This window comes from Bradyrhizobium sp. HKCCYLS2038 (genome assembly GCF_051167655.1).
Taxonomy (GTDB): domain Bacteria; phylum Pseudomonadota; class Alphaproteobacteria; order Rhizobiales; family Xanthobacteraceae; genus Bradyrhizobium.
Map to the genome: position 1 here is coordinate 47309 of NZ_JBNPTM010000010.1, position 22205 is coordinate 69513.

General features: G+C 58.9%; 17 protein-coding genes. 10 read left to right on the forward strand and 7 right to left on the reverse strand.

Features of this window, described 5'->3' with window-relative positions; genetic code table 11:
• The first annotated feature begins 489 nt into the window (after positions 1–489).
• The 4 genes from soxB to ACQR1I_RS31665 all read left to right on the forward strand — a co-directional run bounded on the left by soxB (position 490) and on the right by ACQR1I_RS31665 (position 5358).
• Complete coding sequence (gene soxB / locus ACQR1I_RS31650) at positions 490–2187, forward strand: thiosulfohydrolase SoxB (protein WP_434870190.1); 1698 nt, start codon at positions 490–492, stop codon at positions 2185–2187.
• A 37-nt stretch (positions 2188–2224) separates the two neighbouring features.
• Complete coding sequence (gene soxC / locus ACQR1I_RS31655; RefSeq protein WP_434870191.1) at positions 2225–3502, forward strand: sulfite dehydrogenase; 1278 nt, start codon at positions 2225–2227, stop codon at positions 3500–3502.
• Positions 3486–4193, forward strand: a complete 708-nt coding sequence (locus ACQR1I_RS31660; RefSeq protein ID WP_434870192.1) for a c-type cytochrome — start codon at positions 3486–3488, stop codon at positions 4191–4193. Before soxC ends, ACQR1I_RS31660 begins: the two co-directional genes overlap by 17 nt.
• 139 nt (positions 4194–4332) lie before the next feature.
• A complete protein-coding gene (locus tag ACQR1I_RS31665; RefSeq protein ID WP_434870193.1) occupies positions 4333–5358 on the forward strand; it encodes an MBL fold metallo-hydrolase in 1026 nt (341 codons plus the stop codon).
• A 368-nt stretch (positions 5359–5726) separates the two neighbouring features.
• On the opposite strand, the gene ACQR1I_RS31670 is transcribed toward ACQR1I_RS31665, so the two are convergent.
• Positions 5727–7439: a methyl-accepting chemotaxis protein gene (locus tag ACQR1I_RS31670; protein WP_434870194.1), complete on the reverse strand. Its 1713-nt coding sequence runs from the start codon at positions 7437–7439 to the stop codon at positions 5727–5729.
• A gap of 1078 nt (positions 7440–8517) precedes the next feature.
• Between ACQR1I_RS31670 and cynS the strand changes: the two genes are divergently transcribed.
• On the forward strand, positions 8518–9006 hold the full coding sequence (gene cynS / locus ACQR1I_RS31675; protein ID WP_434870286.1) for a cyanase: 489 nt from the start codon (positions 8518–8520) through the stop codon (positions 9004–9006).
• 458 nt (positions 9007–9464) lie between these two features.
• Here cynS and ACQR1I_RS31680 read toward each other — a convergent pair whose 3' ends face one another.
• Positions 9465–10346, reverse strand: a complete 882-nt coding sequence (locus tag ACQR1I_RS31680) for a LysR substrate-binding domain-containing protein (RefSeq protein WP_434870196.1) — start codon at positions 10344–10346, stop codon at positions 9465–9467.
• 53 nt (positions 10347–10399) lie between these two features.
• Between ACQR1I_RS31680 and ACQR1I_RS31685 the strand changes: the two genes are divergently transcribed.
• Entirely contained in the window at positions 10400–11491 is a 1092-nt protein-coding gene (locus ACQR1I_RS31685) for a YeiH family protein (RefSeq protein ID WP_434870197.1), read from the forward strand.
• Between the two features lie 152 nt (positions 11492–11643).
• On the opposite strand, the gene ACQR1I_RS31690 is transcribed toward ACQR1I_RS31685, so the two are convergent.
• From ACQR1I_RS31690 to ACQR1I_RS31710, 5 genes are all read right to left on the reverse strand, one after another.
• Positions 11644–12624 carry a phosphoglycerate dehydrogenase gene (locus ACQR1I_RS31690; RefSeq protein ID WP_434870198.1) on the reverse strand — a complete coding sequence of 327 codons (981 nt, stop codon included), beginning with the start codon at positions 12622–12624 and terminating at the stop codon, positions 11644–11646.
• Between the two features lie 120 nt (positions 12625–12744).
• Positions 12745–14052: an MFS transporter gene (locus ACQR1I_RS31695; protein WP_434870199.1), complete on the reverse strand. Its 1308-nt coding sequence runs from the start codon at positions 14050–14052 to the stop codon at positions 12745–12747.
• Positions 14053–14213: 161 nt separating this feature from the next.
• Positions 14214–14837: an RraA family protein gene (locus tag ACQR1I_RS31700; RefSeq protein WP_434870200.1), complete on the reverse strand. Its 624-nt coding sequence runs from the start codon at positions 14835–14837 to the stop codon at positions 14214–14216.
• Between the two features lie 120 nt (positions 14838–14957).
• Complete coding sequence (locus tag ACQR1I_RS31705; protein ID WP_434870201.1) at positions 14958–15869, reverse strand: LysR family transcriptional regulator; 912 nt, start codon at positions 15867–15869, stop codon at positions 14958–14960.
• 138 nt (positions 15870–16007) lie between these two features.
• Positions 16008–16934 (reverse strand): LysR family transcriptional regulator, encoded by a 927-nt coding sequence (locus ACQR1I_RS31710; protein WP_434870202.1) that lies wholly within the window; start codon positions 16932–16934, stop codon positions 16008–16010.
• Positions 16935–17034: 100 nt separating this feature from the next.
• Between ACQR1I_RS31710 and ACQR1I_RS31715 the strand changes: the two genes are divergently transcribed.
• From ACQR1I_RS31715 to ACQR1I_RS31730, 4 genes are read left to right on the forward strand one after another with little or no spacing between them, the layout of a single operon-like run.
• Entirely contained in the window at positions 17035–18660 is a 1626-nt protein-coding gene (locus tag ACQR1I_RS31715; RefSeq protein WP_434870203.1) for a thiamine pyrophosphate-binding protein, read from the forward strand.
• Positions 18644–19843 carry a CaiB/BaiF CoA transferase family protein gene (locus ACQR1I_RS31720; RefSeq protein ID WP_434870204.1) on the forward strand — a complete coding sequence of 400 codons (1200 nt, stop codon included), beginning with the start codon at positions 18644–18646 and terminating at the stop codon, positions 19841–19843. Before ACQR1I_RS31715 ends, ACQR1I_RS31720 begins: the two co-directional genes overlap by 17 nt.
• A gap of 36 nt (positions 19844–19879) precedes the next feature.
• Positions 19880–21097 (forward strand): pyridoxal phosphate-dependent aminotransferase, encoded by a 1218-nt coding sequence (locus ACQR1I_RS31725; protein WP_434870205.1) that lies wholly within the window; start codon positions 19880–19882, stop codon positions 21095–21097.
• Positions 21094–22083: a succinylglutamate desuccinylase/aspartoacylase family protein gene (locus ACQR1I_RS31730; protein WP_434870206.1), complete on the forward strand. Its 990-nt coding sequence runs from the start codon at positions 21094–21096 to the stop codon at positions 22081–22083. Before ACQR1I_RS31725 ends, ACQR1I_RS31730 begins: the two co-directional genes overlap by 4 nt.
• The last annotated feature ends 122 nt before the right edge of the window (positions 22084–22205 follow it).

A 22205-nucleotide genomic window follows, 5' to 3' on the forward strand; every position in this document is an offset into this window, starting at 1 on the left:
GAGAGCGGCCGTCTCGCTCTCCGTAACTGTGGGTCGAGAAACGCCGGAGCCGCCGGCAGGTGTTTCAAGCGTCGGGTTCGTTTAGAATCGCCAGGGGCGACAGGTGTGGTTCAGTGTTCCGTGTTTCAGCTTGAAATTCGTCGTTCCAGGTGAAACGAGGCGAAGATCCTGTTTTCGGAATGGGGGTAGCCACAAACTGCGTCGATGTGCCCTGCGGCGCGAGACCGCTGCTCGCCTGTTCCCCCTTGTTAGCGGGATCGAAAGCGCGCGCTGGCGGGATGAGGCTGGCGCAGTCTCTTCCCGTAACCGCTCACCGCGAGGCCCGAGCCGGCAGCGATCGCGTTGGCATGCGGATTGCTCCGTTGCCTGAGGGGAATAGGGGGCGGAGCGCTCGATGAAGCGAAGGTATCTGATGGGGCGGCTGCTCGGCACATCCGTCATTGGTCTTCACGTAATCATCCTTCGTGGCTACCGAGGTACGAAGCAAGCATGATATCGAAACGCGAATTCCTTCAGGCGACTGCGGCCGCTTCCGCCATGCTGATTGGTGGCGGCGTCGGTTCAGTCGGCAAAGTCGCAGCTCAGCAGCGTCTGACGCAGGCGGACATCCTTCGCTTCGATGCGCTTGGTACGCTGACGATCCTCTATGTCGCGGACACGCACGCGCAGCTGATGCCGCTGCAGTTCCGCGAACCGTCCGTCAATCTCGGCGTAGGTGAGGCCAGAGGGCAACCGCCACACATCACGGACGCTGAATTCCAGAAGTATTTCAAGATTGCGGCTGGGTCTCCCGATGCGTTTGCATTGACGTCGGACGATTTCGTCTCGCTCGCCAGAAACTACGGGCGTATGGGCGGCATGGATCGCGTCGCGTCGCTGATCGCGGCGGTGAGGGCCGAGCGCGGCGAGAACAACGTGTTGCTGCTCGACGGCGGAGATAGCTGGCAGGGTAGTTGGACCTCGCTACAGACCAAGGCGCAGGACATGGTCGACGTGCTTTCGGCGCTTCGCGTCGACGCCATGGTCGGGCATTGGGAGTTCACCTACGGCGCTGAACGCGTAATGGAGATCGCGAAGAAGGCTCCTTTCGCGTTTTTGGCGCAGAACGTCCGCGATAGTGAATGGCAAGAGCCCGTTTTCGAAGCGCGCAAGATGTTCGAACGCGGCGGAGTTAAGGTTGCAGTGATTGGGCAGGCATTGCCGAGAACTGCAGTGGCAAATCCGCGATGGATGTTTCCCAAATGGGAATTTGGAATTCGCGAGGAAGAACTGCAAAAGCAGGTGGAGGAGGCGCGCGGGGCTGGCGCGTCCGTCGTCGTGCTACTGTCTCATAACGGATTCGACGTCGATCGGAAGCTTGCCGGACGCGTGAAGGGTCTGGATGTCATTCTAACTGCTCACACCCATGACGCGATGCCGGGGTTGCTGCGGGTGGGAAATACGGTTCTGGTCGCGGCGGGCTCACACGGCAAGTTTGTGTCACGGCTCGACGTCGACATCAAAGACAGAAAGGTTGCCGGCGTTCGCTTCAAGTTGATGCCGGTGTTTTCTGACGCGATCAAGCCCGATCCGATGATGGCGTCCCTGGTCGAGAATATCCGTGCCCCGTTCGCGAAGGAATTGGCCCGCCCGATCGGGAAAACCGAGTCGTTGCTTTATCGGAGAGGAAATTTCAATGGGACGTTTGACGACTTGATCTGTGAAGCGATGATTTCTGAGCGCGATGCGGAAATTGCGCTGTCGCCAGGCTTCAGGTGGGGTGGAACGTTGCTTCCGGGTGAAACGATTACATGGGAGCACATTACCAATGCAACCGCAATCACTTATCCAAACTGCTATCGAAGCCAGATGACCGGCCTGCAGCTGAAGGACGCGCTCGAGGATATCGCGGACAACATCTTCCATCCTGATCCGTACTTTCAGGGAGGCGGCGACATGGTTCGCATTGGAGGGGTTGGTTACGCGATCGATATTTCCAAGCCGATGGGATCGCGGATCTCGCAGATGACGTACCTGAAGACCGGGCAGCCGGTCGACGCGGCCAGGACGTATTCGGTGGCCGGCTGGGCCAGCATCAATGAAGGCACGCAAGGGCCGCCAATCTGGGATGTACTCGCCTCGCACGTCTCGAAAGCAAAGGCGATCAACATGTCCCCCAGTTCAGCCGTACGCGTCATTGGGGCCTGAGCCGGCAAAATCCTGCGATGAAGAAAGGTGAAGCTCCATGAATGAGAAGCTATTGCGAAATCTCGTCAATCGCCGCAGCTTCTTGTCCGCTGCCGGAGTTGCCGGAGCTGGGATTGCAGTGCCGCGGAATGCGGCGGCGGAAGCCGCCGCCAAGCCCGATCCGCTCATCACGGAAGTGCAGGACTGGCAGCGCCATCTGGGCGACGGTGTAGATAAGCGTCCCTACGGATCGCCGTCGAAGTTCGAGAAGAACGTGATCAGGCGCGATGTCTCGTGGTTAACGGCGTCTGCCGAATCGTCGGTGAACTTCACGCCCCTCCATGAAATGGACGGAATCATTACTCCATCGGGGCTGTGCTTCGAACGACATCACGGGGGAATTGCCGAGATCGATCCGGCCAAACACCGCCTGATGATTAACGGACTCGTCGAAAAGCCGTTGGTGTTCACGATGGACGACATCAAGCGGATGCCCCGCACGAACCGGATATACTTCCTTGAATGTGCGGCCAATTCGGGAATGGAATGGCGCGGCGCTCAGTTGAATGGCTGTCAGTTCACACACGGAATGGTCCACAACGTGATGTACACGGGTGTTCCGCTGAAAGTGATACTCGATGAAGCCGGCCTGCGGCCCAACGCCAAATGGCTGATGCTCGAGGGTAGCGATGCTTCGGGTATGAATCGATCACTCCCGATCGAAAAGGCGTTGAGTGATGTGCTCATAGCGTTCGGAATGAACGGTGAGGCGCTCCGCCCCGAACAAGGCTACCCGTTACGGGCGGTGATCCCGGGTTGGGAAGGAAACCTTTGGGTGAAATGGTTGCGCCGCATCGAGGTCGGAGACCAGCCCTGGCAGACGCGCGAAGAGACATCGAAGTATACCGACCTGCTGGCCGATGGGCGATCACGTAAACATACCTTTATTATGGATGCCAAGTCGGTGGTGACGAATCCATCGCCGCAGGCTCCGCTCAGATTCAGGGGGCGTAACGTTCTGAGCGGACTCGCTTGGTCAGGGCGCGGCCCGATCAAACGGGTAGACGTATCCGTTGATGGAGGCCGCAATTGGCAGACGGCGCGCATCGACGGCCCGGTGTTCGACAAGTCCTTGACGCGATTCTACGTCGACTTTGAATGGAATGGTGAAGAGCTGATGGTGCAATCGCGTGCCATAGATTCGACCGGGTACGTGCAGCCAAGTAAGGATGAACTCCGGAAAATACGCGGCGTCAATTCAATCTACCACAATAACGGCATCCAGACCTGGCTGGTACACGGCAACGGAGAGACCGAGAATGTCGAGCTGGTCTAAGCTGCTCTCTGCGGGCCTTCTTCTCGTCGTATCGGTCAGCGGCGTATTCAACTCAAGTTCGGCGGAAAGTCCTCGCAGCGCTGCTGCCGCGGCGAACCCTGCCAGCAAGATGGGGTTGGGGCGGCAAGCTCTTCCGGAAGAAGTCGCGGCCTGGGACAACGATGTGCGGCCCGATGGCAAGGGGTTGCCGGTGGGTCGCGGCACGGTGAAGCAGGGCGATGAACTCTACCAGGAGCGCTGTGCATCTTGCCATGGCGAGTTTGGTGAGGGTGCCGGTCGCTGGCCTGTGCTCGCCGGTGGGGACGGTTCTCTGAAAGCAGATCGCCCGGAAAAGACCATAGGCTCGTTCTGGCCGGATCTCTCGACCGTCTACGATTACATCAAGCGGGCGATGCCATATGGAAACGCGCGTTCGTTGACCGACGACGAAGCTTACGCGCTGGTGGCCTATCTTCTCAACCTCAATGACATCATAAAGGACGAAAATTTCGAGCTCAGCGACAAGAACTTCAACTCGATAAAATTGCCGAACGCATCCGCGTTCTTCGAAGATGATCGTGAAAACTCGGAAAAAAAGTTCTGGAATAAGGACCCCTGCATGAAAAACTGCCGTGGCGTTCCCAAGGTCACTGGCAAGGCAATCTCGATTGACGTGACCCCTGATGGGAAATCAGGACCTAAGGTCGAGTGAGCGTAACCCGGACCAATAGACAACCCGTGATCGCGCTAAATGATGACCCGACGTTTCCTGCCGGCTGTTGCCATCTTTGAAGAAGCGACCATGTCGGCAGGAGTACAGGACGCCGTCGCCGGCCGAGAAATTCTTCAACATGTACCGTCGCCGGTTACAACGGACCCGCAGCGACTTCGGGGTCGAGCATGCTGGCGAGCGGAAGGACGAAGACATCATGACATTTAACCGAAGATCTGAGATGCCGTATTGCCTGACGCGTCGCGAGGCCGGCCGGTTAGTCGTCGGCGCCGTTGCAGCATTGGCTGCATGGCCGTCCTCTTCGCAAGCGTTCAAGCGCTTCGCATTGGGCGCGTCAGATCTTGCGGTCATAAGTGACGGCTACCTGGAGTTGCCTGCAGCCTTCAGCTTCCCGAACGTTCCGGAAGCCGAACGGTCGGCGGTACTGGCAGCGAACAAACTTTCTCTTGATACGCTCAAGCCGGATTGTAACGTTACGCTACTCCGCGCCGGACAGCGAATTGTCCTATTTGATGTTGGATCCGGCGCCCATTTCATGAGAAGTGCGGGCAAGCTTCTTGGCAATCTTCAGGAGTCGGGTATTGATCCCGTCAGTATCACGGATGTGGTGTTTACTCATGGTCACCCGGATCACTTGTGGGGTTTGACCGATGAATTTGATGAGCTTATATTTCCGGCCGCCACGTACAGAATGAACGAGGTGGAATGGAACTACTGGCTGGATCCCGACACGCTGGGAAAAGCTCCGGAAGATCGTAAGGCATTTGTCGTAGGCGCCCAAAAACGGCTTCCTTTGATAAGCGACCGGCTGAAGTTGTTTAAGGCGGGTGCTGAAATCCTACCAGGCATCGAGGCGATCGAGACGCCGGGACATACCCCCGGACACACCTCGTTTTTGCTTCACCACGGCTCCGATCCCGTGCTTGTCGCAGGCGACGTGCTGTCGAGCACGATATCGTTCACTAATCCTCACTGGCATGGCGGTACAGATCATGACCCGACGATGGCGGTAGAGACCCGCAAGCGTCTGCTCGACAGGATAGCAAACGACAAGGTAAGGATAGTTGGCTTCCACCTTCCGCATCCTGGAGACGGTATCGCGAAGGCCGAAGGCACCGCCTATCGGTTTGTGCCTTTTGGCTGACTAATTTTGAGCTTCACATGCATGTGGCGGCGAAGTGATCGCCGCTCGGGATACCACGGTGCATCGAGGAGTACCAAAACCCGGATTTGCAGAACAACGATACCGACTCCCGCTAGGAGCAGGAGGCAAGGATCTGACGGCCTTCCTCGAGCAATCCGGCAAGGATGGCACGAAGGCAGTTAAGCCTATCGCCGCTGCGAAGATATTCGCAGTTGGTTGGCCCAGCGGAGGGCCGAAAATCAGCGAGTACTGTTGCTCAACGAACGGACGAACGTCTCAGTAGAATCGTTGGCGACGAATGATCGATCGTTGAATCGAGCCATCCTCACCGGCGCACATCGCGCCGGTGCTGGAGTTTTGCCGCGATGTCAGGCCGCGCGAACTGAATCCAAAAATGTACCAACTCCGGACTTCAGGCGAATGCTCTGGTCGGACAATGCGCGGGCCGAAAGAAGTACTTGCGAGGAGGCGGACCCGGTCTCGTTGGCACCGCGCTGCACATCGCCGATGTTCGACGCGACCTGTAGCGTTCCTTGCGCCGCCAGATGAACGTTGCGCGAGACCTCTTGCGTAACGGCCTCCTGCTCCTCAACGGCCGTCGCGATTGCCGTGGCTATCTCCGATATGCGGCCGATGGTGGTGCTTATCTCCTGAATGGCAAGAACGGAACCGCGAGTCGTCGCCTGGATACTGCCGATCTGCTGGCTGATCTCGCCCGTGGCCCTAGCGGTCTGTTCAGCTAACGCCTTGACCTCGGTTGCCACAACCGCGAATCCGCGTCCTGCGTCACCCGCGCGTGCGGCTTCGATCGTGGCGTTCAAGGCCAACAGATTGGTTTGGCCAGCGATCGTATTGATCAACTCGACCACATCGCCGATGCGGGTCGCGGCGTGAGACAGAGCATGGACCTGCTCATTCGTGTTCTGAGCCTGATCGACCGCAACAGACGCGATCGCGGCGGATTCCTGCACACGACGGCTTATCTCGTTGACCGAGGCAGCCAGTTCTTCGCTCGCCGCAGCAACCGACCCAACGTTCGTTGATGATTCGTTGGAGGCCTGCGAAACGATCGCAGACAAATGTTGTGTGCTCTCGGCGGTGTTCGATAGCCCACGAGCGGCCACCTCAAGCTCACCGGAGGCCGAAGAGACGGCATTGACGATTTCACCGATTTCGGCCTCGAAGCGCTTCGCAAGCTCTTGCATTTCCGCTCGACGTCGCTGACGTTCCGCGCCGTCGGCATCCGCCCGCTCCCTGCGAAGACGTTCCGCCTCAATCATGTTGTCCTTGAAGAACTGAACGGCTCTGGCCATCTCGCCGATCTCATCCTTGCGATCTGGACCGTGCACCGGCGCGGAATGATCGCCGGTCGCGAGGACCGTCATCGTTGCCGTAAGCGAGCCAAGCGGACGGGTAATCGACCTGGCAATGAAGATAGCGCCACCGACCATGATGACGAACGCCAGAGAACTGCTGATCATCAGAACTCGAAAAACTAGAGCGTACTGCTCCTCTGCGGACCGCTCGATTTCCCTTGCCGTTTCCCGGTGTAGTTCGAGCAACTTTTCGGCGCCCTTCTTCACCTCGTTGAAGAGGGGGAGAACCTGCGTTGTAAGATCAATCCCGGCTTGATCGTATTCGCCCGCTAGGATTTTCTGTGCAATCGGTTTGAGGCCTTCTTCAATCATCTTTGCTGCGCTAACCTCAACGCGCGATGCGATATCGGTGAACCGCGTACCCGCGTCCGACTGCCGATATTCGCGAAGTGACTGGTTCATTGTTTTGATCGCATTTTCCAGAGCGTCAGTATGCAAAGACGCCGGATGGTCATGGCGCTTGGAGGCCGGAAGAACGGGGTTGTGCTGAACCGCCATGAGAACCTGGCGGAATGTCTCTTGCATAGATTCGTTCAGCTGTGAAATTTGCTGGATCGGCTTCAGCGCATCGCGTTCGGTGCGAGACAGCATCCGTTGCGTGGCTGACGTCGATAGCACTCCGATGACGCCGACGACGATCAGGCCAATAACGCTGATCACGATCAGAACTATGATGCGGCCGCCAATCTTCAAATTGAAAAGCATAGTTTTCGTCCGCTCTGATGTTGGTGAAGGTTGCTAACGTTTCCATACATTCGATAAGACTGTGTGAAGCATGGAGCCTGAAAGGCGTCGGCGTCGCTCGAGCAAAGGTGAAGTGAGAAGAGCCATGTAAATTCTACTGTTTCAATCGCAGTTTCAAATTGAAACGTCCGCTTTGTGAGGATTTGAGCGGTCGGTTTCCATATAACGGTTAGAGCCACGTACAACTTCGGAGCTTTGCTGGACTGAAGCGCCCAGCCGACGCGCTGACGTGGTGCATTTGTCGCGTTGGAAGCGCGGATTGAATTCCGCAGATGTCCTTATGCCATTAGCCGACTGAGTTTCACTTTGGCAGGGTAGTTGCACTACCGGGAGACTAAGCAGCCCAGGGAGCACTGCTAATATGAGTTCGATCAAACCACGCGCGCTCTCCAAGGCGAACCGGCTCCCTGATCCGGTTACCAGGCCGGGACCGGATCCACTGCTCCGTCGCCCCAACCGGGGGGGCGACGGAGCATTTTCGATCAAGACGGTGGGATGAAACGTCGCAGGCTGTTTGCCATCGAACAGTTTTCCGAGCGCACCCGATACGTTGACCCGATGAGTACGCCGCGAGGGTCCCTGACGGCGATGCGCGCCTAGCTGCGCGCAGGTCCTCATCCCGCAGAGGGATCTTCCTTGGCCGAATTGCTCGTCTGTCAGCCCGCCGAGCCACATCGGATCACAGAACTAACAGTCCCAAGCCGTACGCCAGCGACACGGCATTCGCCGCCGCCCCACGGGCGCGCCTGGCGTCATGCGGGACACTCAAAACGCTTCGCTTCACGCATTCGGCGAATGAAAGTAAGTACGGCGCAAGGCAAGAGTATTCGAGTTCAAAATGTTTCGTGTTGAAACACGCGTTCCAAGCGAAACGCCCGATCGAGCACTGGGAGACGTTCGGCTCCTTCATGCCGGTCCGAGCCGCGTTGCGGCCTGCGGCCATCCATGGCACGCGCTGTGATCGTCGCTCAGATGCCGAGGCGATCAAGTTGGCATAGTCGTTGCTGAGGCACAGATGAAAGATTTGGAGGGGTCTTCAATGAAACGCCGAGACCTGACTGAGAAGCTGCTCGACATAAAACGTGAGAAGCATTTGAGCTGGAGGCACATATGCGACGAGATCGGGGGGCACTCCGAAGTCCTCATCGTAGGCGCCATCCTTGGGCAGATGAAGTTGACAAAGCCGCAAGCTGCGAATGCCGCACGCTTGTTCGGCCTTTCCAGTACCGAGCAGTCAATGCTGAACGAAGTGCCCATGCGAGGGGAGGAGGTTACCATGCCGCCAACTGATCCGCTGATCTATCGGCTGTACGAGCTTGTGATGGTGAACGGGCCGGCCTGGAAGGCACTCATCGAGGAGGAGTTTGGAGATGGCATCATGTCTGCCATCGACTTCGACATGGTGATGGAGCGGCTGCCGAATCCAAAGGGAGACCGCGTCAAGATCGTGATGTCGGGCAAGTTCCTGCCTTACAAGTACTATAACGCAAGCGGTAACAATCAGGAGTACGGCTACAAGGAGGAATGAACGCAGCGAACCACGCCGAGCCTTCGGGCTAGAGGCCCCCTGTGCCCTGGCACCGCTCTCAAGCGCCCGGGTGTCGTTCCCGCTCATTACGGGGTAGCTGTTGACCGACGTTAGAGCGGCTTATGGACTATATCAAGCTTGGGGACGTTATCGCCTCCATGATCCACGTCAGCGAGAGAAAGCTGACACTCAGGACGCGAGATCTCCTGATCCAGGGCGCGCCGCTCGGAGCCGCAACTACCCTTTCCGCGACGTTCATCCGCTAGGGCGCGTCGGGCGAGGGCATGAGGTAGCGAACATCGTGCTGTTCGCGTGTTCTGATCTCGCGGGCTTTTTTATCGCGGCCACGGATACTGCGGTCGACGGGGGGTGCACAGTCGTCGGGCCTGATCAAGGTCGTGGGCCCCACCCTCGGATGAGTGGAGAGTGCTCATCCTAACGGCCTGTTGTGGCTTCACTCAACCTAGAATCTGTTCGAACGCTGCTGCAGCCGGGACCTCGATACGTCCGGGCGTCTTCAACTGCCAAAGGGTGCGTTGGATGGAGAGGTCGATCATTGGTACAATCTTGAGCCGGCCAAGATTAAGTTGATCGGAGACTGTTGCCCTGGAAACAATAGCAACGCCGAGACCGGCAGCGACTGCATGCTTGATTGCCTCAGTGCTGCCGATCTCGAGTGTCCGCCTGGGCTCGATCCCTGTTGAAGCGAGCGCCTGACTCACCACCTCCCGACTTCCAGAGCCAGGCTCGCGCACGATCAGAACTTCGTGCCTAAGCTCGGCTGCTCGAATGCTGTGCTCGACTTTCGCAAAGCGATGTTGGGGTTCAACGATCAGGCTCATTACGTCGGTGCGCCAGGCACGTTTATCAAGTACAGTATCCTCAACCGGGCCTTCAACCAGCGCGATCTCGATGTCATGCGCGAGCATGAGGTCGGCGACATCGCGCGTGTTGGCGATCAGGAGGTGAAGATCAATTCCCGGATACGTTCGGTGAAATAGCCCGAGGTGTTCCGAGATCATGTACGTCGCGATTGTTGTAGAAGCGCCGATGCGAAGTGATCCACTATCGAGGCTGCGTAGCGACTGCAGCTCCTCCTCTGCTGCACGCTCGACTGAAAACATCTGGTCGGCATGCCGAGCAAGCGCTTGGCCCTCACGGGTGAGTCGCACGCCTTTTGGTGTACGGTCGAGCAATCGGCAGCCCACTTGAAGCTCGAAATCGCGCACGCCCTTCGAGATCGATGGTTGGCTGATATGCAAGGTTTCGGCGGCGCGCGAAAAACTTCCCGTCCGCGCCACGGTGGCGAATAGACGCAGAAGATGGAGGTTCAAGGACATAACTTTCCTCTATCGGCCTAGACAAAAAAGATACTATGCGATTGAGCAGAACGATGCATAAGAATCTTCTCCTTGAGGAGAAGTTCGTGTCATCTGATCAGCAGTCGGTGGCCGGCCGCAGTGCCAGGGCGCGTTTGAGGCGTCATGCAAGCTTGATTCCTGGCCTTCTGCTTTGCCTCGCCGTATGCATCGTCTCGATTGGCCTTGAGTTCCTCGAACGACGTTTGTTCGCGCACCCGTATGTGGAGGCGCTTGTGCTCGCGATTCTGCTAGGTATGGCTGTACGCAGTTTCTGGAAGCCTTCCGAGTGTTGGCAGGCCGGTATCGCCTTTTGCGCGAAGCGGCTACTTGAGATTGCGGTGATGCTGCTCGGCGCCTCCATAAGCCTCTCTGCAATCGCATCGTCGGGGGGCGAGTTGCTCGCCGCAATTGCCGCAGTAGTCGTTATCGCTCTTTGCCTGAGCTTCGGGCTATGTCGGCTGCTGGGTCTGCCTACACGGCTTTCGATCCTTATCGCCTGCGGCAACTCAATTTGCGGCAATTCGGCAATTGCCGCCGTCGCGCCCATCATTTCCGCCGACGGTGACGACATCGCCTCATCGATCTCCTTCACCGCCATTCTTGGTGTGTTGACGGTACTCGGTCTGCCGCTGCTGATTCCGCTTCTCCAATTGTCAGCTAAACAATACGGCATCCTTGCGGGCCTTACCGTTTACGCTGTGCCGCAAGTGCTCGCCGCAACCCTGCCGGCCGGGCTCGTTAGCGCCCAGATCGGTACGCTCGTTAAACTGATGCGCGTTCTGATGCTTGGACCGGTTGTCTTGATCCTTTCATTGTTCGCCTCACGATTTGACGACGAGGGAAACCGCAGAACCAGCATCGGTTTCGTCCGCCTCGTGCCTTGGTTCATCCTTGGCTTCCTGGCGCTAGCAACGGCGCGCTCTATCGAGCTGGTGCCTGCAGCCTTCGTCGGTTGGCTCACCGCGACTTCCGGTTTCCTCACGGTCGTGTCGATGGCTGCTCTTGGCCTCGACGTTGACGTCCGAGTACTTGCAAACGTAGGAGTGAGAGCAGCTGCTGCTGTCAGTCTGTCCTTGCTGCTTCTGCTCGCTATCAGCATCGTCGTCGTCCATTGGCTTGGCTGAGCGGTCACACTTGGACTGACCGAGCTTCCGCTCTGGCGAGTGTTCTCGGAGTGGTCGTCAATCACGTACCGGCCGCCGATCCGCCAGACATCCCCTAAACTGCATCACAAGTGAGTCAGAGCCAAATTCGAACGCCGATTGACACGTCGTGTTCAGACGATGACGCAATGCGGACTTGGCGACCTGCCGTGCAGAATGTCGATGACCGTTTGCGCAGCAATTCTATTGGTGCGCGACAAACCCTCGCTGCTGGATCCGGCCGCGTGCGCGCTCGCTATGACATTGGGGAGGCTGACGAGTTCCTGGACCCTCGGATGGCGCATGGAATCGGCCTCACCATCGAAAACGTCCAGCCCCGCCCCTGCGAGGCGACCCGATTTCAGCATGCAAATGAGAGCTTCCTCGTCGACTAGGCCGCCACGTGCTGTGTTGACAAGAATGGCTCCCGGCTTCATCGCAGACAGTGTTGCCTCATTGAACAGGCCGAGGGTCTGGCCCGTAAGGGGCAGATGGAGGCTGACATAGTCAGAGCGGCTCAACAGGTCTGGAAGTTCGACGAAGCGCGCTCCGAGGCTCGCGGCGGCCTCTCTGTTTGGGAATGGATCGTAAGTAAGCACGGTCGCATCGAACCCGCGAACCCTTCGCGCCACCGCCTGAGCGATCCGCCCGAAGCCGACTAGGCCGACCGTCTTCTCGAATAGTTCCGTGCCGACGAGAGGTGACCATTTTCCCGCTTCGATGGCGAGATGGCCTTCCCGCAAGCGTTTGGCCAACGACAGCATCATGCCCACCGCATGGTCCGCAACAGCTGGCTCGTTTCCGCCGGGGGCGATCACGACCCGGCGGCCGAGCTCGCGCGCCGCGTCGGTATCGACGGTGTCGTACCCGACCCCGCGCCGCGCGATGACCTTCAGACTTTGGTGTTCGAGCATGAGATTGCGTGTCACAGATGCAGTGCCGACGATCCAGGCGTCGACCCCACTCAGCAGCTGGCGTAGGGTGCCCGCATCAAGCGTGTCGTCCTGGATATGGTCAGCAAGACCCGTGCGCCGCACGAGGCACTCGTTGTCTCGCAAAAAGCGCTCGGCGGTCTCATCGAAGAAGCGCGTTGAAACGAGGACATTAAAGGTCATTCGCTGCTCCACGTGGTCCCGTCGTTTGACAAAAGCCGTCCTCTGCCGGTCTTAGGGGCACCAGCAGGACTCATTTGATAACGTCCGCTGCGCTATGAGAGGAAAGCGCAGCGGGCCGATCTATGCGTAGAGGTGGCCCGCCGATTTTTCGTTGGGGCGGACGGTGAAACCGATCAGAACGAGGCCTATGAGGCCAGAGAGCACCAGGATATAGGCTGGTATGTAAGTGTTGCCGGTAGCGCTGATCAACCAGGTCGCCAGGTACGGACCACCGCCGCCCCCGACGACCGCTCCGACACTGTGTCCGAAGGCGACGCCCGTATGGCGGACTTCGGTCGGAAAAAGCTCCGGCATCGTCGTATAGGTCCCAGCCTGACAAAGAGCGTAGGGTATGATGCCGATTAAGAGGCCGAGGAGAGCGAGCGCGAAGGATTTCTGATTCATCAGCGCAAATTCAGGTATGGTGACGACCACATAGGTCGCGTACGACCAGAGAAGGAGTTTCTTGCCGCCGATCTTCGTTCCGATGCTGCCCGCGACGGGGATTAGTGCCGATGCGAGCAGAACTGCAAGCAAGACAATGGTCGCGGCCTCGGCTTTGCTGAAGCCGAGCACCTCGCTGAAATAGACGGCAACGAAGACCGTACCGATGTAAGTCCCAAGGTTTTGTACCGCGGATATCAGCGTGACTTTCGCAAGCGCCCACGGAAAGACCTGAAACACGTGCTTCAGCGGCGTCCTTGTAGTTTTGTTGGAAGCGACAAGGCGAGCGTATTCGGGACTATCCTCAATCTGAAGCCGCATCCAGATCGTTAGAATTGCGAGCGGCGCGGCCAGCAGGAATGGTATTCTCCAGCCCCAGTCGGCCATGCTCTGTTTTGAAAGAGAGACTGCCATGATCGCAGCAAGAGCCGCGGCCAGCCCCTTTCCTAATTGCGCGACTGAAGGGATGAACGAGATGTAGAGCGCCCGGCGATCGGGGGGCGCCCATTCGCGAATATACGATGCCGCGCCGCCGATCTCGCCGCCGGTGGAAAATCCCTGCAGCATACGCATGAGGATCAACAGAAAAGGGGCGGCTACGCCGATCGCGTTGTAGTTTGGTAGCAAACCGGTGGCCGCCGAGGCGGCGCCCATCAGCGTAATGCTTGCGATCAAGCTGATACGCCGGCCACTCACGTCCCCAAGACGCCCGAAGAACCACGCACCTATCGGGCGGACGAGAAAGGCCAGTCCGAATATGGCCAACGTATCGAGCAGACTTACAAGGGGGTCGGCCTTCGGGAAAAAGACCGTGGCGATCGTGGCCGCAACGTAGCCGTAGATGCTGAAATCGTAATATTCGATGAAGGTGCCAAAGACTGCCACCGCCGTCGCTCGCTTGTACTTGGCCTTGTGCTCGTCTGAACCTTTCGGCGCCTCGTTCACGCTGTCCTCCTCTTCTTAAATTCAATCCCTGTCAGTGGTTGCGTGTGAACGCAGCTGTCCATCGAATGCGCGCGTCCATGCGCGTCGGCGCTGCATCCGGTTGGGCCGGAATTCGTTGGCGTCAAAGCGATGCGACGTGCTTCAGCAGCCGCGCTGCGCTGCTACTTCTTGGCGTAAGCGCCGGTATAAGTCCCCGCGTGGATGGAATTTATGATCGCCTCTTCGCGTGCGATCTGCGCGTGCACGGCAGCCGCAAGCTCCTTCGCGACCGCGATGGAGAAGGTAACGACGCCATCCGCGTCGCCGACCACGATATCCCCGGGAGAAACGACGGTTCCTTCGATGGCGATCGGCACGTCGATCTCGCCCGGGCCATCCTTATACGGTCCGCGATGGGTCACGGCCTTGGCGAAGCAAGGAAAGTCAGACGCTGCAAAGGCCGCGCAGTCCCTGATCGCTCCGTCAATGACGAAACCGGCGACGCCGCGGCTTTCCGCGATATTCTTCATGATGTCGCCGACGAGTGCACGGGACGTGTCGCCTTCTCCTGCGACCACGATCACCTCGCCAGGTTTGACGAGATCGAGCATCTTGTGAATCGTCAAATTGTCGCCTGCCCGGGTACGGACGGTTCTTGCGCGGCCAATCAACCGGCCCGAGCGATGATAGGGTTTCAAGCCGAAGAAGCCCGGCAAGCGCTGAAGGTTGTCACTGATCACGGCCGTCGGAACGTCGCGGAATGCGTCCAGAATGTCAGGCTCGAATGTGGTGTCCAAAGCTTGCAAATGTTCCTCCCAATTTTGTTACGTCCATTGATGAACGCCAACGAAAGGGAAGAAAAGCGATTTATTTTCCAAACGAATGTGTCGTTTTGCGACAGCGTCATTCTTGCCCAGCTGAGGTCACTAAGCGATCTTCCGGGAGTATCCGGCAGTCGTCGAATACTGGGCAACCTCCATGATGCAGTCGCGGAGGATTGGCAGCAGCGCACGAAGGTCGTCTTCGCGTTGGATGAAGCAGTAGGGTAGAGTAGGCAACGGCGGATCGCTGCGAAATGTCAGGAGAGCGCCGCCCTGAACCCACGGCCGCATGAACGACTGCGGCAGAAAGCTGAGACCCACATCTGCAATCGTAAGCCCGATGATGGCCATCAAGCTATTGCTCGCCACGATTCGCTCTATCCGAAGGCCTTGTGCCGCCGCCCAGGCATCGAATGCCTGAGTCAGTCCGGAGCCTTCCGTCATCGTGATGACGGGGTGTTGAGAGAGATCCTTCGATTTCAGAATTTTGCCGGCTCTGAATCTGCCGGGTGCTGCTATCCATGCGAACCGGACATCCCCGACCTTATAGGAGGTGATGCTCGAATCTTCGGGTGGCCCAGGGACGATCGCGAAGTCTAGTTCGCCCCGCACCACTTGACGCTCCAATCGGCGTCCCAGATCGACATGGGGACGTAAGGCGAGGCCAGGATGATCTTTGCGCACCCGAGCCACGAAATTCGGCAACCATGTCAGCGCGCCGAGCTCGCTGATGCCGAATCTGCACGTTCCACTCAGCCGGGCCGGTGCATCGAGAGCGCCTCGGGCGCTCTCCTTGAGCTCCAGCATCTCGGCGGCCAGGCGTAGCAGCCGATGGCCCGCCTCCGTGAGATGAGCCCGCTTTCCGGACCGGCTGAAAAGCTCTGCTCCCACCCAGGCCTCGAGTTCCGCGATGCGCTTCGACAACGACGATTGAGTGACGTGCACGCGCTGTGCTGCCAGAGCGAAGCTGCCCAGGGTCGCCGCGAAATAGAAGGCCTCGAGTTGCTTCAGCGTCATGTCGTAAAATTATCCCAGCCGCGCTCTCCGAACAGCCCGATTTCGTTCAAAGGGACGGACGAAGCCAGCAGAACCAATCATCCGGTCGAGCCGCCAATGTGCGCAAGAAGAAGGCGGCGTGCAGCTCTAGGATAGCTCTCACTTCCTCGCCTGTTTCTTTGCAGTGGAAGAGCCGCGTCGTCCTGTCGCGTGATCTCGCGGCACAACCTGGCGAAACGCCTCTACCAGAGGATCGTGAAGCACCAACGATCCCGACGTTCGCCGCGTGATCAGCGCGAGCGTCCGATCAAGCGGCCTGCCCAGACTTTCGGTCCAGACGACCCGCCCTTGACCATAGCGCAGTGCCTCTGGTTTGGGAATGATCGCCACTCCCATGTTGAGAGCCACGAGCTCAATGATTGCTTCCAGCGAGTCTAGCACCATGCCCTCGCGGATATCGATCGACCTATCGGCCAGGAAGGCATCGACCAGTTGCCCGATGCCGGTCCGCGGCGCGAAGCGAATGAAAGGGCGCGTGCGGAGCAAGTTGATGGACAGCTGCCGGCGTTCCGATTTTGCCGCAACCAGCACGAAGGGGTCGACCAGGATTGGCGTAACCGCGAACGCATTGCCCAGGTCTTCGGTTCCCGTCACGACTGCCGCATCGAGCCGGCCGTCGGCGACCCTGTCCACCAGATCGATCGAGAGCGCGCTTTCGACCCGCAGTTTGAGTTGCGGAAATGCACTCATGAGATGCTTCGCAACAGCCGGGAGCAGACGGATGCTTGCGGTCGCGACCACGCCGAGCGCCAGCTTTCCCGAAAGCGGCTGGTTGTTCCGCAACACGATCGGAAGGTCTTCATAGGCCGTCACGATATCCCGCGAAGCATCCGCCAGCGTAAGCCCCTCCCGAGTCAATCTCGGCGGCCGTGTGGAGCGGTCAAATAGAGCGACTTGATAGATTTCCTCCAATTGCTTCATCTGCATGCTGACCGCAGACAACGTCATGTTGAGTTCGCGGGCGGTCTCCTGGAAGGAGCGACCGTCACGTATCCAGAGAAGAGTCTTGAGGGCTCGGATCGACATCGGCGTTATATTAAGGGAAATTGAATATAAATGCCAATATATCTAGATTGCCTTGACGTGATTTGTGTCGTGTCCTTCTTAGCCGAAGGAGATCAATCACATGGACGCCAAGCCACCGCGTGCTGCCGATATTCTCGCGCGCCGCCTCTACGAGGCCGGATGCAGGCATGCGTTCGGAATGCCCGGAGGCGAGGTCCTCACCATGGTCGACGCGCTGGAAGCGGCCGGGATCTCCTTCCATCTCTGCAAGCATGAGAACTCCGCGGGATTCATGGCGGAAGGGGCCTATCATAGGACGGGAGCGCCCGGGATCCTCGTCGCGACCGTCGGCCCGGGCCTTGCAAATGGTCTTAACGTGGTTGCGAATGCGCAGCAGGACCGCGTGCCGCTGATCGTGATCTCCGGCTGTGTCGATGCCAACGAAGCCTTGACCTATACGCATCAAGTGTTCGATCATCGCGCTGTTCTTGCGCCGATCACCAAGGCGACCTTTACCCTGACGGCTGATGGCGCTGACATCATCGCCGACAAGGCGGTGCTGATGGCCATATCGGCAAGGCCTGGCCCTGTCCACATCGACATCCCGATCTCGGTTGCGGATATGGCTGTACCGCGACCGCTCGTATCGCGCCATCGGCCGGTGGCCAAGGTTGCGCCCGCCGAGGGCACGGACCTGACGCGCGGGCGTGCCTGGCTTGGCGAGGCGTCGCGGCCGGTCATGATCGTCGGCCTTGATGCGTTGAACGACGGCGCGGAAGAGCAGATACGTAGCTTCGCCGAGACATTCGGTGTTCCTGTCATCACCACCTACAAGGCGAAAGGCATTCTGCCGGAGGACCACCCGCTGGCGCTCGGCGGCGCCGGATTGTCGCCGCTCGCCGACAAGTTCCTGGTCGAATTCGTCAAGGAAGCTGATCTCATCCTTCTCGTCGGCTATGACCCGATCGAGATGCGTATCGGATGGCGCGACGTGTGGGATCCGGCGAAGCAGCGTGTCCTCGAGTTCGCGGCGGCACGCAACGACCATTACATGCACCACGCCACGCTCGCCTTTATCTGTGACGTAGCCGAAGGGCTCCGCGCGGTCTCTAGTGGCGTCAAACCGTGCAAGACCTGGGCGGCCGCCCGCGCCGCCGATCTTGGGCGAGCGCTCGGCGATGCATTTGCCAGTCAAGGCAAATGGGGCCCCGCGGCGGTGGTTGAAACGGTGCGCTTGGTCTTTCCTAAAGAAACCGTCGCAACGGTCGATTCCGGCGCACATCGCATCCTCTTGTCGCAGCTCTGGGAGGTCTATCAGTCACGGGGGCTGCTCCAGTCCACGGGACTGTGCACCATGGGCTGTGCGCTTCCTCTCGCGATGGGTGCCAAGATCGCCGATCCGTCGCGACCGGTTGTGGCGTTCACCGGTGATGCAGGTCTGCTCATGGTGGTTGGCGAACTATCTACGATGGCCGAGTTGCGGATACCCGTGACCGTCATTGTATTCGTCGACGCCTCCTTGAGCTTGATTGAAATGAAGCAGCGCGGGCGGCAGATGGGTAATTTGGGCGTCGATTTTGGCCGACACGATTTTGCAGGGATCGCAAAGGCGTTCGGCGGTGTTGGTGTGACGGTTTCAGATCGCCCATCGCTCGAGCAGGCGTGTCGCGAGGCGGCGGCACGCACGGACGGCTTCACCTTGATCGCTGCGACAATCGATAGGCGGGCTTATGACGGACTTATCTGACACGTCTGGCTGTCTTGAGGGACTACGTATTCTCGATCTGTCCCGCATTCTCGCTGGTCCGACCTGTACTCAGATCCTGGGCGATCTCGGCGCCGATGTGGTCAAGGTCGAGAAGCCGAACGATGGCGATGACACCCGCAAATGGGGGCCGCCCTTCGTCACTGGGACAGATGGCATGCCGACCGCAGAATCGGCGTACTATCTTTGCGCGAATCGCAACAAACGATCGGTCGCGCTGGACATTGGTACGGAAGAGGGCAAGCGAACCGTCCTTGCTCTCATATCCCGATCGGACGTTCTGGTTGAAAACTTCAAAGCCGGGGGGCTCGCGCGATATGGCCTCGACTACGCTAGTCTAAGCCAGCGATTTCCGGGCCTGATCTATTGCTCGATTACCGGATTCGGGCAGAGCGGCCCGTATTCTTCAAGGCCCGGCTATGATCATGTCGCCCAGGCCATGGGCGGGATCATGAGTTTGACCGGAGACCCAGATGGCCCGCCCATGAAGGTTGGCGTGGGAATCGCTGATGTCACAACCGGCCTCTATGCGACAATAGGCATTTTGGCTGCTCTACGACATCGCGACAAAACGGGCCTTGGCCAACATATTGATTGCTCGCTGCTCGATACGCAGGTTTCTTGGCTGATCAACGAGGCGACGAATTACTTTCTGAGCGGCCAACAGCCGCTTCGGAAAGGCAATGCGCATCCTAACATTTGTCCCTACAACGTCTACCGGACACAGGACGGGCACGTCGTATTGGCCGTTGGCAACGACGCGCAGTTCCAAAGATGGGCGGAGATAGCACATGTCCCCGACCTCCTTCGGGACCCTCGTTTTGCTACCAACGCTGCTCGGCTCGGTAATCGGGTCGCCCTTGAGCCGATCGTGATGGAGTGCATGGGGTCTCGTCTCTCTTCCTTCTGGATCGATGCGCTTGAGCAGGCGGGTGTTCCCTGCGGTCCCGTAAACACAATCGAGCAGGTGTTTGCCGATCCGCATGTTCTGGCCCGCCAGATGAAGATCACGATGGCTTACGACAGCGCGCGTGACGGACAGATCAATCTCTTGGGAAGTCCGCTGAAGCTCTCCAGGACTCCGGTGGGATACCGCCGCCCACCACCACGCCTTGGCGAACATTCAAACGAAGTGCTGGCCGAATTGGACGTACCCAACAAGTGATCTCGCCCGACCTCGCAACCACAATCGGAATTGACGATGAATAAAGTTGCCCAACGGATGGGACGCATCAATCCTTCGCCGATCCTTTCGGTCGTGGCCAAGGCGGCGGAACTGAAAGCGCAAGGCATCGACGTGGTTGATCTGTCGATCGGAGAGCCGGATTTTGAGACGCCGGACAACGTCAAGCAAGCGGGAATCGCGGCTATTCAGACCGGCGCGACGAAGTACACTTCGATCACCGGGCTGCCTGATCTTCGCAAGGCAATCGCCGAGAAGTTCAAACGGGAGAATGGCCTCGACTACGCGGTTCAGGAGGTCACGCATGGCTGCGGCGGCAAGCAGGTCATCTTCAATGCCATGCTGGCTACATTAGATGAGGGCGATGAGGTCATCGTGCCGGCGCCCTATTGGGCAAGCTATCCGGACATCATTCGACTGGCGGGCGGGCAGCCGGTCATTGTGCCCTGTGGCCAGGAGGCCGGTTTCAAGCTGATGCCCGAGCAGCTTGCTGCTGCGCTCGGCCCGCGGACGCGTTGGCTCATTCTGAACTCGCCATCCAACCCGACCGGAGCGGTTCTGGATGATGATGAGCTGGCTGCTCTGGCGGCCGTCCTGCGCAAGCATCCCGACGCGATGATTCTATCCGATGAGATCTATGAACACATCCTTTACGACCGCCGGGCATATGCGTCATTTGCCGCGCTGTTTCCGGATCTGCGCGATCGAACGCTGACGATGAACGGCGTCTCAAAGGCCTATTCGATGACCGGCTGGCGCCTCGGATATGCTGCAGGCCCCCGCGCCTTGATCCAGGCCATGAACGACGTACTTGGACATACGGCTACGCACACCTCCACGATCACCCAATATGCGGCCATTGAAGCGCTTCGGGGCCCACAGCAAATCGTTGCGGAGCGCTGCCGTGCCTTCGAGCGCCGGCGGGATCTGATCGTTGGTCTGCTCAATGATATTCCCGGCATCCGCTGCCTTGCCTCGGCAGGAGCGTTCTATGTCTATCCCTCGGTCGCCGGTCTGCTTGGCTCGGTTCGTCGCGATGGTCGTTCCTTGCAGAATGATCAGGACGTCGCGCTGTATTTTCTCGAGGAGGCACATGTCGCGACCGTGCATGGCGCCGGATTCGGACTGTCGCCGCATCTGCGTCTGTCCTACGCGACCTCGGAAGAAGCGATCGGGAATGCATGCCGACGAATGGCGGCTGCTGTTGCGAAGCTCAGGGGTGGGGAGCGCAAGTGAGCCGGATCTCTCCCACGATCTCCTTTGATGCGCCGGGCAAGCATGCTGGTTTCCTGCGCCTGCCGCACTCCACGCACGAGTCGGCCTACGGCTGGATCCCGATACCGATCGTCTGCGTGGTCGGCTTGCCCGGACCGACCGTGCTGCTTATCGCCGGCAATCACGGTGACGAGTATGAAGGCCAGGTGGCGCTGGCCGAGCTTTGCAGGGCGCTCGATCCGGCTGACCTACAAGGACGCGTGATCATTCTGCCGGCCGCAAACTTTCCCGCGGCCATGGCCGGCCGGCGAGTCTCGCCGATCGATGGCGGCAACCTCAATAGAAGCTTCCCCGGTAGCGAGGGCGGCTCGCCGACGGAGATGATCGCCGATTTCATCGAAACCAAGCTGCTGCCGCTGTCGGACTGTGTCATCGATCTGCATTCCGGCGGGAGCTCTCTGCAGTATTGCCCGACAATCCGTGCCCGTTCAAATCCCGATCCCGGGATCATGGAGCGTACGTTGACGCTGCTGCGGGCGTTCGGAGCTCCCTATGGCTGTATCTTTAAGCCGCTTTCCGGCGAGAACCGCACCATGGCCGCGGCTGCAGCACGCTCCAATGTCCCTTATCTCTGTGTCGAGATCGGTGGGGGCGGCAGCATTCAGCAGGACTATCTGGCGCTCACGAATGCGGGCGTGAACAGGATCCTGGCTGTCTCGGGGATAGCGAAAGGCGAGGCCGACCCTCCGGGTAAGACTGAGATCCTTTCGGTCAATGGTTTCGACAATTATGTCTATGCCCCCGAAAACGGGCTGTTCCAGCCCCTCGCCGAGCTTGGTGACGTGGTCATGGCAGGTCAGCTTGCTGCTCGCATGCACTTCCCGGACACACCATGGCGAGAGCCGGCCGCCGCCACATTCCAGACTGCCGGACGCGTTCTATGTAGGCGATTTCCAAGTCTCACCAAACGCGGTGACTGTCTCTACGAGATAGGAGTGGGGGCTTAGTCAGTCGCCCGGAGCTATCCCATGCTCGTGGAAATTGACTGCCATCCTGTGAAATCGAGCCAAATGGTCGTTGAAACGCCTTGGAGTGAGTTGCTCCAATCATCCAGTCGCCCGATAGAGGA

Coding starts and splice junctions, on each gene's coding strand:
- ACQR1I_RS31725 (WP_434870205.1), top strand. CDS start 19,880: ATGAATAAAGTTGCCCAACGGATGGGACGCATCAATCCTTCGCCGATC.
- ACQR1I_RS31715 (WP_434870203.1), top strand. CDS start 17,035: ATGGACGCCAAGCCACCGCGTGCTGCCGATATTCTCGCGCGCCGCCTC.
- soxB (WP_434870190.1), top strand. CDS start 490: ATGATATCGAAACGCGAATTCCTTCAGGCGACTGCGGCCGCTTCCGCC.
- ACQR1I_RS31720 (WP_434870204.1), top strand. CDS start 18,644: ATGACGGACTTATCTGACACGTCTGGCTGTCTTGAGGGACTACGTATT.
- soxC (WP_434870191.1), top strand. CDS start 2,225: ATGAATGAGAAGCTATTGCGAAATCTCGTCAATCGCCGCAGCTTCTTG.
- ACQR1I_RS31660 (WP_434870192.1), top strand. CDS start 3,486: ATGTCGAGCTGGTCTAAGCTGCTCTCTGCGGGCCTTCTTCTCGTCGTA.
- ACQR1I_RS31690 (WP_434870198.1), bottom strand. CDS start 12,624: ATGACCTTTAATGTCCTCGTTTCAACGCGCTTCTTCGATGAGACCGCC.
- ACQR1I_RS31710 (WP_434870202.1), bottom strand. CDS start 16,934: ATGTCGATCCGAGCCCTCAAGACTCTTCTCTGGATACGTGACGGTCGC.
- ACQR1I_RS31665 (WP_434870193.1), top strand. CDS start 4,333: ATGTACCGTCGCCGGTTACAACGGACCCGCAGCGACTTCGGGGTCGAG.
- cynS (WP_434870286.1), top strand. CDS start 8,518: ATGAAACGCCGAGACCTGACTGAGAAGCTGCTCGACATAAAACGTGAG.
- ACQR1I_RS31685 (WP_434870197.1), top strand. CDS start 10,400: ATGCATAAGAATCTTCTCCTTGAGGAGAAGTTCGTGTCATCTGATCAG.
- ACQR1I_RS31680 (WP_434870196.1), bottom strand. CDS start 10,346: ATGTCCTTGAACCTCCATCTTCTGCGTCTATTCGCCACCGTGGCGCGG.
- ACQR1I_RS31670 (WP_434870194.1), bottom strand. CDS start 7,439: ATGCTTTTCAATTTGAAGATTGGCGGCCGCATCATAGTTCTGATCGTG.
- ACQR1I_RS31705 (WP_434870201.1), bottom strand. CDS start 15,869: ATGACGCTGAAGCAACTCGAGGCCTTCTATTTCGCGGCGACCCTGGGC.